At 69.2% G+C, this 14,909-nt stretch carries 11 protein-coding genes and 1 tRNA gene; 9 read left to right on the forward strand and 3 right to left on the reverse strand.

From position 1 onward, the window contains the following. Nucleotides 1-22 precede the first annotated feature (22 nt). Nucleotides 23-2,938: a UPF0182 family protein gene (locus HD600_RS11070; protein ID WP_184283681.1), complete on the forward strand. Its 2,916-nt coding sequence runs from the start codon at nucleotides 23-25 to the stop codon at nucleotides 2,936-2,938. A 183-nt stretch (nucleotides 2,939-3,121) separates the two neighbouring features. On the opposite strand, the gene HD600_RS11075 is transcribed toward HD600_RS11070, so the two are convergent. Continuing rightward, a tRNA-Met gene (locus HD600_RS11075) sits at nucleotides 3,122-3,198 on the reverse strand. A gap of 74 nt (nucleotides 3,199-3,272) precedes the next feature. On the opposite strand from HD600_RS11075, the gene HD600_RS11080 reads away from it, so the two are divergent. Beyond that, on the forward strand, nucleotides 3,273-4,064 hold the full coding sequence (locus tag HD600_RS11080) for a carbon-nitrogen hydrolase family protein (protein WP_184283683.1): 792 nt from the start codon (nucleotides 3,273-3,275) through the stop codon (nucleotides 4,062-4,064). A gap of 12 nt (nucleotides 4,065-4,076) precedes the next feature. Here HD600_RS11080 and HD600_RS11085 read toward each other — a convergent pair whose 3' ends face one another. Beyond that, the gene (locus tag HD600_RS11085; RefSeq protein WP_184283685.1) at nucleotides 4,077-5,279 is read right to left on the reverse strand and encodes an aminotransferase class I/II-fold pyridoxal phosphate-dependent enzyme; all 1,203 of its coding nucleotides are present in this window, start codon (nucleotides 5,277-5,279) and stop codon (nucleotides 4,077-4,079) included. A 97-nt stretch (nucleotides 5,280-5,376) separates the two neighbouring features. Here HD600_RS11085 and HD600_RS11090 point away from each other — a divergent pair, with 97 nt between their 5' ends. Genes HD600_RS11090 through HD600_RS11100 form a run of 3 tightly spaced genes read left to right on the forward strand, consistent with a single transcriptional unit; the run spans nucleotide 5,377 to nucleotide 9,619 of the window. After that, complete coding sequence (locus tag HD600_RS11090; protein WP_184283688.1) at nucleotides 5,377-6,885, forward strand: S1C family serine protease; 1,509 nt, start codon at nucleotides 5,377-5,379, stop codon at nucleotides 6,883-6,885. A gap of 44 nt (nucleotides 6,886-6,929) precedes the next feature. Continuing rightward, on the forward strand, nucleotides 6,930-8,183 hold the full coding sequence (locus HD600_RS11095) for a CDP-glycerol glycerophosphotransferase family protein (RefSeq protein WP_184283690.1): 1,254 nt from the start codon (nucleotides 6,930-6,932) through the stop codon (nucleotides 8,181-8,183). Next, entirely contained in the window at nucleotides 8,180-9,619 is a 1,440-nt protein-coding gene (locus tag HD600_RS11100; RefSeq protein WP_184283692.1) for a CDP-glycerol glycerophosphotransferase family protein, read from the forward strand. The genes HD600_RS11095 and HD600_RS11100 overlap by 4 nt, the downstream gene beginning before the upstream one ends. Before the next feature lie 12 nt (nucleotides 9,620-9,631). Here HD600_RS11100 and HD600_RS11105 read toward each other — a convergent pair whose 3' ends face one another. Beyond that, the gene (locus HD600_RS11105; protein ID WP_184284830.1) at nucleotides 9,632-10,657 is read right to left on the reverse strand and encodes a glycosyltransferase family 2 protein; all 1,026 of its coding nucleotides are present in this window, start codon (nucleotides 10,655-10,657) and stop codon (nucleotides 9,632-9,634) included. Nucleotides 10,658-10,754: 97 nt separating this feature from the next. Between HD600_RS11105 and HD600_RS11110 the strand changes: the two genes are divergently transcribed. From HD600_RS11110 to HD600_RS11125, 4 genes are all read left to right on the forward strand, one after another. Further along, nucleotides 10,755-12,038 carry a CDP-glycerol glycerophosphotransferase family protein gene (locus HD600_RS11110; protein WP_184283694.1) on the forward strand — a complete coding sequence of 428 codons (1,284 nt, stop codon included), beginning with the start codon at nucleotides 10,755-10,757 and terminating at the stop codon, nucleotides 12,036-12,038. 45 nt (nucleotides 12,039-12,083) lie between these two features. Next, on the forward strand, nucleotides 12,084-12,848 hold the full coding sequence (locus tag HD600_RS11115; RefSeq protein WP_184283696.1) for a biotin--[acetyl-CoA-carboxylase] ligase: 765 nt from the start codon (nucleotides 12,084-12,086) through the stop codon (nucleotides 12,846-12,848). A 65-nt stretch (nucleotides 12,849-12,913) separates the two neighbouring features. After that, entirely contained in the window at nucleotides 12,914-13,468 is a 555-nt protein-coding gene (locus tag HD600_RS11120) for a PH domain-containing protein (protein ID WP_184283698.1), read from the forward strand. 230 nt (nucleotides 13,469-13,698) lie between these two features. Then, nucleotides 13,699-14,850, forward strand: coding sequence for a 5-(carboxyamino)imidazole ribonucleotide synthase (locus tag HD600_RS11125; protein WP_184283700.1), 1,152 nt, complete (start codon nucleotides 13,699-13,701; stop codon nucleotides 14,848-14,850). The last annotated feature ends 59 nt before the right edge of the window (nucleotides 14,851-14,909 follow it).

A 14,909-nucleotide genomic window follows, 5' to 3' on the forward strand; every position in this document is an offset into this window, starting at 1 on the left:
CTGGCGTGCATAGGATGGTCAGGTGACCACGACCTCAGCGCCGACACCGGCCACGCCCCGGACCTCCCGACGAATCGTCACGATCTCGCTGGTGATCATCGCCGCGCTGGTCGCGGCCTTCTTCGTCTTCTCATCGCTCTACACGGACTTCCTCTGGTTCGATCAGCTCGGATTCGCCAGGGTGCTGACCACCCAGTGGATCGCCGCGACCGTGATGTTCGTGATCGGTTTCCTCGGGATGGCGGTGCCGCTGTTCGTCGTGATCCAGCTGGCCTACCGCCTGCGCCCGGTGTACGTGCGTCTGAGCTCCCAGCTCGACCGCTACCAGGAGGTCATCGAGCCCCTGCGCCGACTCGCCATGTGGGGCATGCCGATCTTCTTCGGCATCTTCGCCGGCTTCGCCTCCGCAGGCAACTGGGAGACGGTGTGGCTGTGGTTCAACGGCGGTCCGACCGGCGTCACCGACCCGGAGTTCGGCATGGACACCGGTTTCTACCTGTTTGCGATGCCGTTCTACTCGATCCTGCTCGCGTTCATCTCCGCCGTGCTCCTGCTCAGCCTCATCGTCACCGCCCTCGTGTCGTACCTGTACGGGTCGGTGCGCATCGGCCAGGGTGAGCTGCGGATCTCCAAGCCTGCACGCATCCAGCTCGCCGTGCTCGCCGGTCTCTACCTGCTCGTGCAGGCCGCGAGCCTCTGGCTCGACCGCTACAAGACGCTCGTGACCGAGGAGGACCGCATCACGGGTGCGGCCTACACCGCCGCGAACGCGACGATCCCCGGTCTTGCGATCCTCGCGATCCTCGCCGCGCTCGTGGCCATCCTGTTCTTCGTGACCGCGATCATCGGCCGCTGGCGTCTGCCCCTGGCGGCGACCGCTCTCCTGATCGTGGCATCGCTCGTCGTCGGCGTCGGCTACCCCTGGGTGGTCACGACCTTCCAGGTGCGCCCGAACCAGAACAGCTTCCAGGCCGAGTACTACCAGCGCAACATCGACGGCACCAAGGAGGCGTACGGCATCGCGGACCTCGAGGTCACGCCGTTCAAGGCCGAGACGGATGCCGAGGCCGGTCAGCTGCGCGACGACGCCGAGACGACGGCATCCATCCGCATCCTCGACCCGAGCATCATCAGCCCGACCGTGCAGCAGCTCGAGCAGTTCCGTGGTTACTACCAGTTCCAGAACACGCTCGACGTCGACCGCTACGAGATCGACGGCCAGATGCAGGACACCGTCGTCGCGGTCCGTGAGCTCGACGTCAACCGCCTCGGCGACAGCAACAACTGGAACAACCGCACCGCCGTCTACACGCATGGATACGGCCTCGTGGTCGCGGCAGGAAACCAGCGCACGAGCGAGGGCGAGCCCGTCTTCCTCGAGCGCGGCATCCCCTCTTCCGGCTTCCTCACCGAGAGCGAGAAGTTCGAGCCGCGCGTCTACTTCGGCGAGGGCTCGCCGCTGTACTCGATCGTCGGCGCTCCCGAGGGCACGGCGCCCGTCGAGATCGACTACCCGCGCGGTGAGGACGGCGCGAGCGAGACGAAGACCACTTTCGACGGTGACGGCGGACCGAGCGTCGGAAACGCGTTCAACAAGCTGCTGTACGCGCTGAAGTTCCAGGAGGCGGAGATCCTGTTCTCCGACCTGGTGAACTCCGACTCGCAGATCCTCTACGACCGCGACCCGAAGCAGCGCGTCCAGAAGGCCGCGCCGTACCTCGAGCTCGACAGCGACCCGTACCCGACCGTCGTCGACGGCCGCATGGTCTGGGTGGTCGACGGCTACACCACCAGCTCGACGTACCCGTACTCGACGAGTGTGAGCCTGTCCGACGCAATCGCCGACTCCAACATCGCGACGCCGAACTTCGCGATCGACGACATCAACTACATCCGCAACTCGGTCAAGGCGACAGTCGACGCGTACGACGGCTCCGTCACGCTCTACGCCTGGGACGACGAGGACCCCATCCTCGAGGCCTGGCAGAACGTCTACCCGTCGACGCTCAAGCCGATCAGCGACATGTCCGCCGATCTCATGAGCCACGTGCGGTACCCGACCGACCTGTTCAAGGTGCAGCGCGAGATCCTCGGCGTCTACCACGTGGACACCGCCGGATCCTTCGCCCAGCAGGACAACCGCTGGCAGACGCCGGACGACCCGCGCAACGACAACCAGCTGCAGCCGCCGTACTACCTGTCGATGCAGATGCCGGGTCAGGATTCGCCGCGGTTCTCGATGTTCTCGACCTTCATCCCCGCGTCCGCACAGGGGACGACGAGCCGGAACGTGCTGATGGGGTACCTCGCGGTCGACTCGGATGCGGGCTCCACGGCGGGGGAGAAGGCCGAGGGATACGGCCAGCTCCGACTGCTCGAGATCGATGCGGACACCACTGTCCCCGGCCCCGGCCAGGTGCAGAACACGTTCAACTCCGACCCGGCCGTCGTGCAGCAGCTGAACCTGTTGCAGCAGGGTGAGTCGCAGGTGAAGTACGGAAACCTGCTCACCCTCCCCGTCGGCGGCGGTCTGCTCTACGTGCAGCCGGTGTACGTGCAGTCGTCCGAGGGCACCCAGCTGCCGCTGCTGCAGAAGGTGCTCGTGACCTTCGGTGACAGCATCGCCTTCGAGGACACGCTCACCGAGGCACTCGATTCGATCTTCGGCGGTGACTCCGGTGCCACCGGCGGTGACGACGAGGTCGAGCCCACCGAGCCGGACGACGGTACGACGCCTCCGGAGGAGGGCGGGACCGATGAGGGCACCGGCGTCGAGACGGACGCCTACCAGTCGGCTCTGCAGGCTGCCAAGCAGGCGATGACCGACCGCGACGCGGCGCTCAAGGACGGCGACCTCGCCGCCTTCGCCGAGGCCGACGAGCGACTGACCGATGCGGTCAACGAGCTGCTCGAGCTGGAGGGCTCCTCCGGCAACTGACCGATGCGCCGGCCCTGCCGGTGGCTGTCGCAGAGATGGCGGGTTCGCGTGAGCGGACCCGCCATCTCCGTGTCTGCCGTGGATGCGGCCGCGACGACGATCAAGCCCGTCGCCGGGCGTTCCTCACCGGGTAAGCGAAAGGCCCGGAATCCGTGAGGATTCCGGGCCTTTCTTGTGTCGCATTGGTTGCGGGGGCAGGATTTGAACCTACGACCTCCGGGTTATGAGCCCGGCGAGCTACCGAACTGCTCCACCCCGCGGCACGAGTTATAGCCTAGCACGGGTTCTGCGTCTCGTCACATCGGGGCGGATGCGGTGGTGCGAGGATGGGGACATGTCCTCGATCGTCGCCGTGTGCCAGTTCCGCCCGACCGCTTCGCGCGCAGACAATCGCGCCCGCATCGCCGAGTTCACGGCGGACGCCGCGGCCAGGGGTGCACGGTTGGTGGTCTTCCCGGAGTACGCCAGCTACTTCGTCGATCCGATGGATGCGACGTTGCGGGAGAACGCGGAGACGGTGGAGGGCGACTTCGTCCGTGCGCTCCAGGCGATGGCAGCCGCCCACGACGTCACGATCATCGCGGGCCTCGTGGAGGAGGCAGGGGATCGCGTGCGCAACGCGCTCGTCGCGGTGGACGCCGACGGCCTGCGCGCCGTGTACCGCAAACAGCATCTCTATGACGCGTTCGGTCAGACCGAGTCCGACTGGATCGAGCCGGGGGCCATCGGGGCGCCGCAGACGCTGGAGATCGACGGGCTGCGGGTGGCGATGATGACCTGTTACGACCTCCGGTTCCCCGAGGTCGCCCGCACGCTGGTCGACGCGGGGGCCGATGTCATCGTCGTCCCCGCCGAGTGGGTACGCGGTCCGCTCAAGGAGCATCACTGGACGACGCTGCTCGCGGCCCGCGCGATCGAGAACACCGTGTACGTCGTCGCCGCCGACCACCCGACGCCCGTCGGTGTCGGGCACTCACAGATCGTCGACCCGCAGGGGGTCGTGCGGGCCGGAGTCGGCACAGGGGAGGGGATCGCGGTGGCGGAGGTCAGCGCGGATGCCGTCGCCGAGGTCCGTGCGGTGAACCCCGTCCTGCGGTCGCGCCGCTACCGCGTCATTCCGCGCTGAACGTCCCTCCGCTCACCAGGTGGCGGCGGACAGTCGCCGAGCCGCCTCCTCGAGCACGTCGACGCGCTTGCAGGCCGCGAACCTCACCAGCCCGGCGTAGTCGGCCTGATGATCGGGGCTGACGAACGCGCTGAGCGGGATCGCGACGACTCCGGCGCGCTCCGGCAGAGCGCGCGAGAAGGCCGCGGCATCCGCTCCGCCGAGAGATGAGGCGTCGGCGACCGTGAAGTATCCCCCCTGAGGGGGACACACGTCGAAGCCGGCCGAGCGAAGGCCGTCGGCGAGGATCGCGTGCTTGCGCTCGAGAGCGGCCGCGGCATCCGTGAAGAAGGCGTCCGGCAGGCGCAGCCCCGCGGCGATCGCGGGCTGGAAGGCCGAACCGTTGACGTACGTGAGGTACTGCTTCACCGTGAGCACCGCGGTGATGAGCTCGGCCGGTCCGTGCACCCAGCCGATCTTCCATCCGGTCGTGTTGAACGTCTTGCCGCCGGAGGAGATCGTCAGGGTGCGCTCCGCGGCGCCGGGGAGGGTCGCCAGCGGTACATGCGGCCCGGTGAAGGTGAGGTGCTCGTAGACCTCGTCGGTGACGATGACGGCGTCGTGGGCATGCGCCAGACGGACGATCTCGGCCTGCACCTCGGGAGCGAAGACGACGCCGGTGGGGTTGTGCGGGTCGTTGACGAGGATGATGCGCGTCCGGTCGGTGACGGCCGCTGCGAGTTCGTCGAGATCCGGCTGGAAGTCCGGTCGGCGGAGCGGAACGGTCCGCAGCCTCGCGCCGGCGAGAGCCACCGCGGCGGCATAGGAGTCGTAATACGGCTCGAACACGACGACCTCGTCGTCCGGGGAGTCGATCAGCGCGAGAAGGGTGGCTGTGAGCGCCTCCGTGGCACCCGCTGTGACGAGGACCTCCGAGTCCGGCGACACGTCCAGGCCGTAGAACCGGAGCTGATGCTCACTGATCGCCGCGAGCAGGTCCGGGTCGCCCCGCCCAGGCGGGTACTGATTCACGCCTCGCGAGATCGCCTCGCGGGCCGCCTCGAGCACCTCGATCGGGCCGTCCTCGTCGGGGAAGCCTTGGCCGAGATTGATCGCGCCGGTCCGCACTGCTGCCGCCGACATCTCTGCGAAGATGGTGGGCGCGACGACGCCGTCGGCGGAGAGCAGCCCTGCTCCGGCCGCTGTGCGCCTCCAGGCGCCGGGAATAGCACTCATGCAAACCAGGCTAAGGCCATAGGGAGCACTCACCCGGCCCATACGGAATGCACAGCTACGGAGCGCACTCTGAGATGGCGTCGATGAAGGAGCAGACATGAACGACAACCACACCCCTGAGCAGCCCGGGACCCCGGAGCAGCCGACCCCGCATGTCGCGGGTGCCGGTCACGACATGCCGAGCGCGTTCACGTCGCCGGTGCACCCCTCCGCACCGCCCGCAGGCTCGGCCGGACAGGGGTTCCCGCCGCCCCACCAGCCCGTGATGAACGCAGGCGCGGCCTTCGGGGTCGGGGCGCAGGCGGATCCGAACGCGCAGACGCTGCCTGTCCCGCCGTACGGCGAGTACACCATCCGCGATGGCGAGACCGGCGCCCCCGTGACGCCCGTCGCCACGGCGCCGAAGGAGAAGAAGCCGTTCGGCGCGGGCAAGGTGGCCGCCCTCATCGTCGCCGCCTCGCTGGTCGGCGGTGCTGCGGGTCTCGGGACGAGCTACCTCGGCAACACGCTGTGGGCGCCGTCGGTGGGCTCCTCGGCCTCCGGACCGGGCGCCATCAGCGTGAACAACCCCGGCTCGGTCAACGAGACGACCGCGATCGCCACCGAGGTCCTGCCTTCTGTCGTCACGATCCAGGCCGCCGGCGCCAGCGGATCCGGCAGCGGCTCCGGTGTGGTCCTCAGTGACGACGGCTACGTGCTCACGAACACGCACGTGGTGACCCTCGGCGGAGCAGAGGCCAACCCGACGATCCGCGTGACGACATCCGATGGTCGGCTCTACGACGCGGAGATCGTCGGCACCGACCCCATCTACGACCTCGCGGTGATCAAGCTCGACGGTGCGGAGGACCTCAAGCCCATCGAGTTCGCCGACTCGTCCGAGCTCAACGTCGGCTCGACCGCCGTCGCGGTGGGGGCTCCGCTCGGGTTGTCGAACTCCGTCACGACGGGGGTCGTGAGCGCGCTGAACCGCAGCATCCAGATCGCCTCCTCCGCGCTGCCCGACTCGGCGGCCGAGGACGCGCCGGAGGACGCCCCGGAGAACCAGGGTGGCAGCCCGTTCCAGTTCGACCTCCCCGGCACACAGCAGCGCGGCGCGAACCAGTCCATCTCGATCTCCGTGATCCAGACGGATGCCGCGATCAACCCCGGGAACTCCGGAGGAGCACTCGTCGACAGCGAGGGGCGCCTCATCGGGATCAACGTCGCCATCGCCACGGCCGGATCCGCCGAGGAATCCGGATCCATCGGCGTGGGGTTCTCGATCCCGTCGAACATCGCCAAGCGCGTGTCCGAGGAGATCATCGAGACGGGCGAGGCGACCCACGGTCTGCTGGGCGCCACGGTGCAGGATGCCGCGTCGCTCGAGTCGGCCTCCGTCGCCGGGGCCGCGATCGTCGAGACCTCCCGCGGAGGTGCGGCCGCCGATGCCGGCCTGCGCGGCGGAGACATCGTGACGCAGTTCAACGGGCTCCCCATCACGGGGGCGACCGACCTCACCGCGCAGGTCCGTGCCGTCGCCGCCGGCAGTGAGGCCACGGTCACCTATGTGCGCGACGGAAAGTCGTACGAGACGGATGTGACCCTCGGCGAGCTCGACCTCTGAGCGACGTCGCAGTCCAGGACGCCACCCCGCGATAGGCTCGCGGGGTGGCGTCCTTCTCTTTCGGCTCCGGGAACGCGGCGAAGCTGCTGCGCATCCCGCTGTATGCCGCCGGGCGCACAGGAACCCTCCTCGTCCCCCGTGGGCGCCGCTGGGTGTTCGGCAGCGCGGTCGGGATCGGCGACGGGGCACTCGCGCTGTGGCGCGTGGCCACGGCGGAAGGGCACGACGCGCTGTGGCTCGTCTCGACGGACCGTGCGGCCGCCGACGCCGCATCCGCCGGCATCCCGACGATTCGCCGGGACTCGTGGCGCGGCTGGTGGGAGACGGCACGTGCCGAGGTGATCGTCGTCACGCACGGCCAGGGCGATGTGAACCGATACGCCGTGGCCGGATCCTTCCTCGTCCAGCTCTGGCACGGCATCCCGCTCAAACGCATCGGGCTCGACTCCCCGGCCACCACGCAAGTCCCGAACGTGCCGGGTGCGGGGATGCTCCGTCGGATCGTCGAAGTCCTCTACCGCGCGACGGCGCAGCGCATCCGGTTGATGCCGGCGGCATCCGATCGGGCGCGGGGCCGACTGGAGTCCGCCTTCGCTCTCGGAGAGCAGCGCGTCGTGGTGACGGGTGAGCCGCGCGTCGATGTGCTCTCCGCCGGCACGGCCGAACAGCGCAGGGAGAACGCGTCGGCGCTCCTGGAAGAAGCGACGGGCCCGCTTCCGCCCGGTGCGCGCACGATCCTGTACGCACCCACCTGGCGCGACGGGGAGGACGACCCCGCAGTGCCGACCGCCCATGAGTGGGTGCGGATCATCGCGATGCTCGAGCGCCGCGACGCCGTGCTCTTCGTCCGCTCGCATCCGCTCGGCGCCGGTGCCTACCGGTCGCCGCTGCCCAGCGCGCGGGTACGGATGCTCGGCTCGTCGGTGCTGAATGACGTGACCCCGGCGCTGCCCGGCATCGACGTCCTCGTCACGGATTACTCGTCCATGGCGTACGACGCCGGACTCCTCGCCATGCCGGTGCTGTACCTCGCGCCCGATGCGGAGGAGTACGCGCACTCCCGCGGCTTCTACGGCCGCCTCGAGGACGTCGCCGCCGGCGGCGCGGTCAGCGACTGGGACGCACTGCTGGACGAGATCGACGGAGTACTGACCGACCACCGGGCATTCGCGGAGAAGGCCGCCCGATCTCACGCGCTGAGTGCGCAGATGCACGCGTACCGTGACGGCGGGAACACGCGCCGTGTGTACGAAGCCATACGTGCGCGGGGGATCCCCGCGCCGAGAGGAGCACGATGACCACTGCCCACATCGACGAGCAGGCCGAGAAGCTGATCGTTTCCGGTGCCGGACCGCGGCCGGCCTCGGCCGTGCTCGAAGGTCCGCGCGCGCGGGTCACGGGCAGGATCACCGGTGGGGGGAAGACGTGGAAGGCGACGTTCGTCCTCCGCGCGGCGCGATGGGGCGGTGCGGAGTTGCCGTTGCCCTCCGGCGAATACGTGCTGCACGTCGATGGCGAGGACCTGTCGGCGCTCGACCTGCCGTCGCATCTGCTGGCCCGGCTGCGGATCTCCCTCCGAGGCTCGCACGTCGTGATCGCGCCGCCCTTGTCGGACGAGGACGCATCCGACGACGGGCAGGCCGCGCTGGAGAGCCGCTACGTCTCGGAGCAGGGGGGAGACGAGAACGCCGTCTTCTTCGAGAGCTTCTACGGGCAGATCGCCGGGTGCAACCCCCGGGCGATCGACCGCGAGATCGCGCGTCGCGCGCCCGGAGTCACCCGGTACTGGAGCGTGATCGATCTGTCCGTGCCGGTGCCGGAGGGCGCGGTCGCGGTCGTGGAGGGCAGCCCGCAGTGGTGGCGTGCGCGTGGCGCTGCACGACTGCTGGTCGTGAATGACTGGCTGCGCCGGAGATTCGTGCGCAGGAGCGGCCAGAAGGTGCTGCAGACGTGGCACGGCACTCCGCTGAAGAGACTCGCTCTGCACCGTCCGGGGTTCGATCCGCGGCGGATGGCCGCCATCGTCAAGGAGTCGCGGCGCTGGGATGTGCTGCTGGCGCAGAACCTCTACTCGGAGCGCATCCTCAAGAAGGCGTACGCGTTCTTCGGGAAGCCGATCTGGACGGACGGGTACCCCCGCAACGACATGCTCGTCACGGGCGATGGCGCCGCCACGCGTGAGGCGCTCGGCATCGGAGAAGACGAGCGCGTACTCCTCTACGCGCCGACCTGGCGCGACGACCGCGCCGAGATGGTCGACTTCGTCGATCCGCAGCGCCTCGCCGAGGACGCGGATGCCGTCGTGCTCGTCCGCGGCCATTCGCGAACGCTGCGCCAGGGCAAGGATCACGGCGGGGCACGGGTGATCGACGTCACCGGGTTCCCCGAGACCGCCCGTCTGCTGCTCATCGCCGACGCGCTCATCACCGACTACTCCTCGGTCATGTTCGACTTCAGCGTCACAGGGAAGCCGATGTTCTTCCTCGTCCCCGACATGGAGCACTATCGGGGGCAGCTGCGCGGGTTCTACTTCGATCTGGCCGCACGGGCCCCCGGTCCGCTCGTGACGTCGCAGGATGAGCTCGTCGCCGCGCTGCGCGACGAATCGGTGACCGGTCGGTTCGCGCCGCGCTACGCGGCGTGGCGGGCGCAGTTCAACCGTCTCGACGACGGTCGTGCCGCCGAGCGAGTGGTCTCACGGATCCTCGACCTCGGATACCTCGACGCACGGTGACGGAGGACGCCGCTACGGCAGTGGCGTGTTCTGTGTGCCGAGGCGTGATGCGTCGACGGTGTCGCGGGCCCCGCGCAGGACGCCCCCGATGAACCCGAAACCCCACGCGAGGTGCATCGTCGGCAGGACGGCGAGCGTCCAGACGCGTTCTCGGGGGGTGCGCCCACCGCCCGGCTTGAGCGCCATGGCACCGACGAGAAGGCTGTACGCGATCAACGGCAGGTAGACGACGGATGCCACGAGCGACGCGACGCCGCCCAGGACCCGCGAGAGCTGCAGCGCGCCGACGATGACGGCGAGCACGACATCGAGCAGGAGTGCGGGCGGAGCGAAGAAGCGCAGTCCGTTGCTGCGGCCGTACCGTCGCACCAACTCCCCGCGCCACGCGCCGGTCGCCTTGAACTGCCGCGCCAGCCGCCACCAGCTCTCCCTCGGCCAGTAGGTGACCGAGAGCTTCGGGTCCAGCCACACGGTGTGCCCCGCCTGACGGATGCGGAGGTTCAGCTCCCAGTCCTCCCCGCGGCGGATCGTCTCGTCGAACATCCCCACCTCGTCGAGGACCTCTCGGCGGATGACGCCGAGGTACGCCGACTCCGCTTCACCCTCGTGCGTGGTGCCGTGGTATGCGCCGCCGCCGAGACCGATCGGCGAGTTGTACGCGCGGGCCACGGCCTTCTGGAACGGTGTGCGGCCGTCGGCGCGCATCACACCACCGACATTGGCGGCGCCGGTGCGTCGAAGGGTGGCGAGGGCACGCTGGGCATACCCGGGCGCGAGTTCGGAGTGCGCGTCGACCCGCACGATCACCGGGTGGCGACTGGCGCGGATGGCGGCGTTGAGGCCGACGGGGATGTGCGCGGCGGGGTTGTCGACGAGACGGATGCGGTCGTCCTGTTCCGCCAGACGTTGGGCGAGCTCGGTCGTGCCGTCCGTCGATGGCCCGAGGGCGAGGATGAGCTCGCTCGGTCCTTCGAGCTCCTGGGCGAGGACGGAGTCCACTGCGTGCTCGAGATACGCGCGCTCGTTGAGCACGGGCATGATGAACGACACTCCGGTCGCGGGTGTTGCCGAATCGTGCTCTTCCACTCGTCGATCATGTCATGACGCGCTGAGCGACCATGCGTACTCTTGAGAGGTGAGTGGTGTCAGCGATCTCAAGAAGGCCTACCGGCTGCTGGGCAAGGCCCTGCGCTCGCGCAAGGCGGTCCAGCGCGTCCGCCGCCGGCTGGCGGTCATGCCGCCCCACCCGGAGAACCACTACAAGATCGCCGTCTACTTCGCCGACGGTTCGGTGAACATGTACCAGATGCGGCAGTGGTACCGGCCGCTCGCCGAGCTCCAGAAGCTGTGGCCCGTCGTCGTGCTGGCGCGCAACGCGGTCGGCGCGGAGAAGCTGCTGGAAGAAGACGCACCGCCCGTGGCATTCGTCCCCACCGTCAAGGACCTCGAGCGCTTCACCGCATCGCAGGACATCCGCATCGTGCTGTACGTGAACCAGAACACCCGGAACTTCCAGATGTTCCGTTACGGGCGTCGCTGGCATGTCTTCATCAACCACGGCGAGTCCGACAAGATGTACATGACCACCAACCAGTACAAGGCGTACGACTACGCCTTCGTCGCCGGTCAGGCGGCGCGGGATCGCCTCAGCAGGACGCTGTGGGACTACGACGTCGACGCCAGGACGATCGAGATCGGCCGCCCGCAGGCCGACCACTACTCCGGCACCCTGCCGTACACGCCGGACGAGCGCATCACGGTCCTGTACGCCCCCACCTGGGAGGGCGACCGGCCCAGCGCGCACTACGGCTCGATCGCCACGCACGGGGAAGCCCTCGTCGGTGCGCTGCTGGCGACAGGGCGTCATCGCGTGATCTATCGACCGCATCCGCGCAGCGGTGTCATCGACGACGCCTACGGGGCGGCGCACCGGCGCATCGTCGCGGCGATCGCGCAGGCGAACACCGCAGACCCTGCGGCCCGACACGTGTTCGACGACGGACCGGAGCTCGGTTGGCAGCTGGCGGCCTCCGACGTCGCGATCGTCGACATCTCCGCGATGGTCTACGACCGACTCGCCGCGGGCAAGCCGCTCATGATCACTCGGCCGGTGGACGAGCGCGCCTCCGTCGACACGGGCGGGTATCTGTCGGACTGCGAATGGCTCACCGCGGACGCGGCGTCGGACATCGTCGACGAGATCGACCGGGTCCGTGCCGATGAGGCTGCGGTCGCGAAGCTCCGGATGTGGGTCCAGCACTACTTCGGAGACACCACGCCCGGCGTCGCGACGGCGAAGTTCCACGCCGCGATCGAGCGCCTCATGGGCGAGTGGGACGAGTGGCGGCAGCGTGAGATCGGCGCGGTCGTCACGGATGAGGACGATGACGACGAAGAGGGCAAGGACGACGAGATCTGACAGCGGCCACTGACTGCGGGTGCCAGGCTTCGTAGACTGACGGGCATGGAGTTCTCGCAGGCGCAGGCCGTCGCGTCCCGGCTCGAGGTCCTCGACGAATCGGCGTCGACGAACGCGGCCCTTCGCGTCCTGTCGGCGGATGCCGCCGCCTGGCCGCACCTGTCGGCGGTGGTCACCGACAATCAGACCGCTGGGCGGGGTCGGTTGGATCGGACGTGGGAGGCCCCGGCCGGGTCGGCCATCGCTGTCTCGGCGCTGTTGCGCTCCCTGCCGTCGGATCCGACGGCGATGGGGTGGATCCCTCTCGTCGCGGGGCTCGCAATGGCGGATGCCGTCACCGTGCAGCTGCCCGGTCATGACGTCGCCGTGAAGTGGCCCAACGACGTTCTCGTCGACGGACGCAAGATCTCCGGCATCCTCGCCGAGGCCACCGGATCCGCCGTCGTGATCGGCGTCGGGGTGAACACCGCCATGACCCCGGCGCAACTGCCCGTCCCCACCGCGACCTCCTTCGCCGCCGTCGGGGCCGTCGCGGACGAGGACCGCCTCGTGGCCGACTTCCTGCGCCGCCTGGACGGTCTGCTGTCGGCTCTTGTCACCTGGGGGGACGCCGACCGGAGCGGTGTGCACGCTGCGGTCTCGGCGCGCTGTGCGACGCTGGGGCGGGACGTGGAGGTCTCGTTGCCGGACGGTTCCACGCTGCACGGGGTCGCCCGGCGACTCGAGCCCGACGGGCGGCTGTGCGTCGCGGACGGCGATGCGGAGCACGTCATCGCCGCCGGTGACGTGGTCCACGCGCGTCTGGCCTGAGATCTCGCGTTCGGACACGCCGTCCGTGCGCAGGAGTTGTCGGCGGCTTTGGGCACAATGGAGCCATGACACAGCCCGTGACCCTCGGCGGACGGCCCATGATGCCCCCGCCGGGCGCGCCTGCCGAAGAGCGCCTCATCGCGCGGTTCCGCAGTCAGGCGCCGGGGCTCGTGTGGTCGGCGGCGCTGTTCATGGCCGTGTGCGGCGGGACGGCGTATCTCTACGACAACCTCCCGGACGGCTACGAGAACTGGATGCTGCTGTCCGTGGCCGGACTGCTCATCCTTCTGGGCGTCGTGATCCCGTACATCCTGTGGCTGTCGCGCACGTACACGGTCACCACGCGGCGGGTGATCGTCCGGCACGGGCTCGGTGCACGCAGACGGCGCGAGATGTCGCACGTCCGCGGCTACACGATCGGCGTCCGGCGAGGCGTGCTGCAGCGTATGAGGGGCGCCGGCACCATCACGCTGACCAACGGCATGGATGCACCGATGCATCTCATCAACGTCCCGAATGTCACTCTGGTGCACGAGACGCTCGCCGACCAGATCGAGGTCAACCAGATCCTCGCGCATCGCGACGCGCAGTCGACCGGCGACACCGACCCGGTCGTCTGACCCGCCGCGCTCCTCCCGCGGGTCGCTGACCCCGCTCCCTCCCGCGGGTCGCTGACCCCGCTCCCTCCCGCGGGTCGTCGACCGTGCTCCCTCCTGCGGGTCGTTGAGCGAGCGAAGCGAGACGAAACGCGGTGACCGTGTTCCCTCCCGCGGGTCGTTGAGCGAGCGAAGCGAGACGAAACGCGCTGAGCGAGCGAAGCGAGTCGAAGCGACACCCGTCGTGCGCGAGAATGGATGCCGACGAACAGGAGAACCACATGGCGTTGCGCGTTGGCGTGATCGGCGGAGGACAGCTGGCCCGGATGATGATCGCGCCCGCGGTCGAGCTCGGCCTCGATCTGCGAGTGCTGGCGGAGACCGATGGGATGTCGGCGAAGCTTGCTGCGACGGCAGTGGGGGACTACCGGGACCTCGAGACCGTGCGCGCGTTCGCCGCGGATGTCGACGTCATCACCTTCGACCATGAGCACGTCCCGCAGGACGTCCTGCGTGCACTCGTCGCCGACGGGGTGGCTGTCCACCCCGGCCCCGATGCGCTGCAGTACGCGCAGGACAAGCTCGTGATGCGTGCACGCCTGGCGGAACTCGGCGTCCCGCAGCCGGATTGGGCTCGCGTCGCGGATGCCGACGAGCTGCAGGTGTTCCTCGATGACCACGGCGGCCGTGCGGTCGTGAAGACGCCCCGCGGGGGATATGACGGCAAGGGCGTGCGTGTGGTGTCGGCTGCGGGCGATGCGGCGGACTGGTTCGCCCAGCTCTCCGGCGGCGACGGCCTGCTCGTGGAGGAGCTCGTCTCGTTCCGCCGCGAACTCGCCCAGCAGGTCGCACGGCGCCCCAGCGGCCAGACCGCCGCGTATCCCGTCGTGGAGACCGTGCAGCGCGACGGCGTGTGCGCCGAGGTCTTCGCCCCGGCTCCCGGGGCGGGGGAACGTCTCGCGCGGATGGCGGAGGACATCGGAAGACGGATCGCCGAAGGGCTCGGGGTGACCGGAATGCTGGCCGTCGAGCTGTTCGAGACGGATGACGATCGCATCCTCGTGAACGAGCTCGCCATGCGCCCGCACAACAGCGGGCACTGGAGCCAGGACGGAGCGGTCACGGGGCAGTTCGAGCAGCACCTGCGCGCCGTCGCGGACCTTCCGCTGGGGGAGACCGCGCCGCGTGCGCCGTGGGCGGCGATGGTGAACATCCTCGGCGGCCCCACGGAGGGGACGTTCGAGAGCCGTTTCGAGGCGGCGATGTCGGAGCACCCGGACGCGAAGATCCACACCTACGGAAAGGACGCGCGCCCCGGCCGCAAGGTGGGCCACGTCAATGCCGCCGGCGACGACCTCGACGATGTCGTCTACACCGCCCGCGCGGCGGCCGCCCATTTCGCGTGACGCCGATGAAGCCGTGAGCGGCGTGACTCCAAGCGTGCCGTTCAGCAGAACTGCGGGGT

This window comes from Microbacterium ginsengiterrae (assembly GCF_014205075.1).
In the GTDB taxonomy this organism is placed as follows: Bacteria; Actinomycetota; Actinomycetes; order Actinomycetales; family Microbacteriaceae; genus Microbacterium; species Microbacterium ginsengiterrae.

Coding starts and splice junctions, on each gene's coding strand:
- HD600_RS11080 (WP_184283683.1), top strand. CDS start 3,273: ATGTCCTCGATCGTCGCCGTGTGCCAGTTCCGCCCGACCGCTTCGCGC.
- HD600_RS11085 (WP_184283685.1), bottom strand. CDS start 5,279: ATGAGTGCTATTCCCGGCGCCTGGAGGCGCACAGCGGCCGGAGCAGGG.
- HD600_RS11090 (WP_184283688.1), top strand. CDS start 5,377: ATGAACGACAACCACACCCCTGAGCAGCCCGGGACCCCGGAGCAGCCG.
- HD600_RS11100 (WP_184283692.1), top strand. CDS start 8,180: ATGACCACTGCCCACATCGACGAGCAGGCCGAGAAGCTGATCGTTTCC.
- HD600_RS11105 (WP_184284830.1), bottom strand. CDS start 10,657: ATGCCCGTGCTCAACGAGCGCGCGTATCTCGAGCACGCAGTGGACTCC.
- HD600_RS11115 (WP_184283696.1), top strand. CDS start 12,084: ATGGAGTTCTCGCAGGCGCAGGCCGTCGCGTCCCGGCTCGAGGTCCTC.
- HD600_RS11120 (WP_184283698.1), top strand. CDS start 12,914: ATGACACAGCCCGTGACCCTCGGCGGACGGCCCATGATGCCCCCGCCG.
- HD600_RS11125 (WP_184283700.1), top strand. CDS start 13,699: ATGGATGCCGACGAACAGGAGAACCACATGGCGTTGCGCGTTGGCGTG.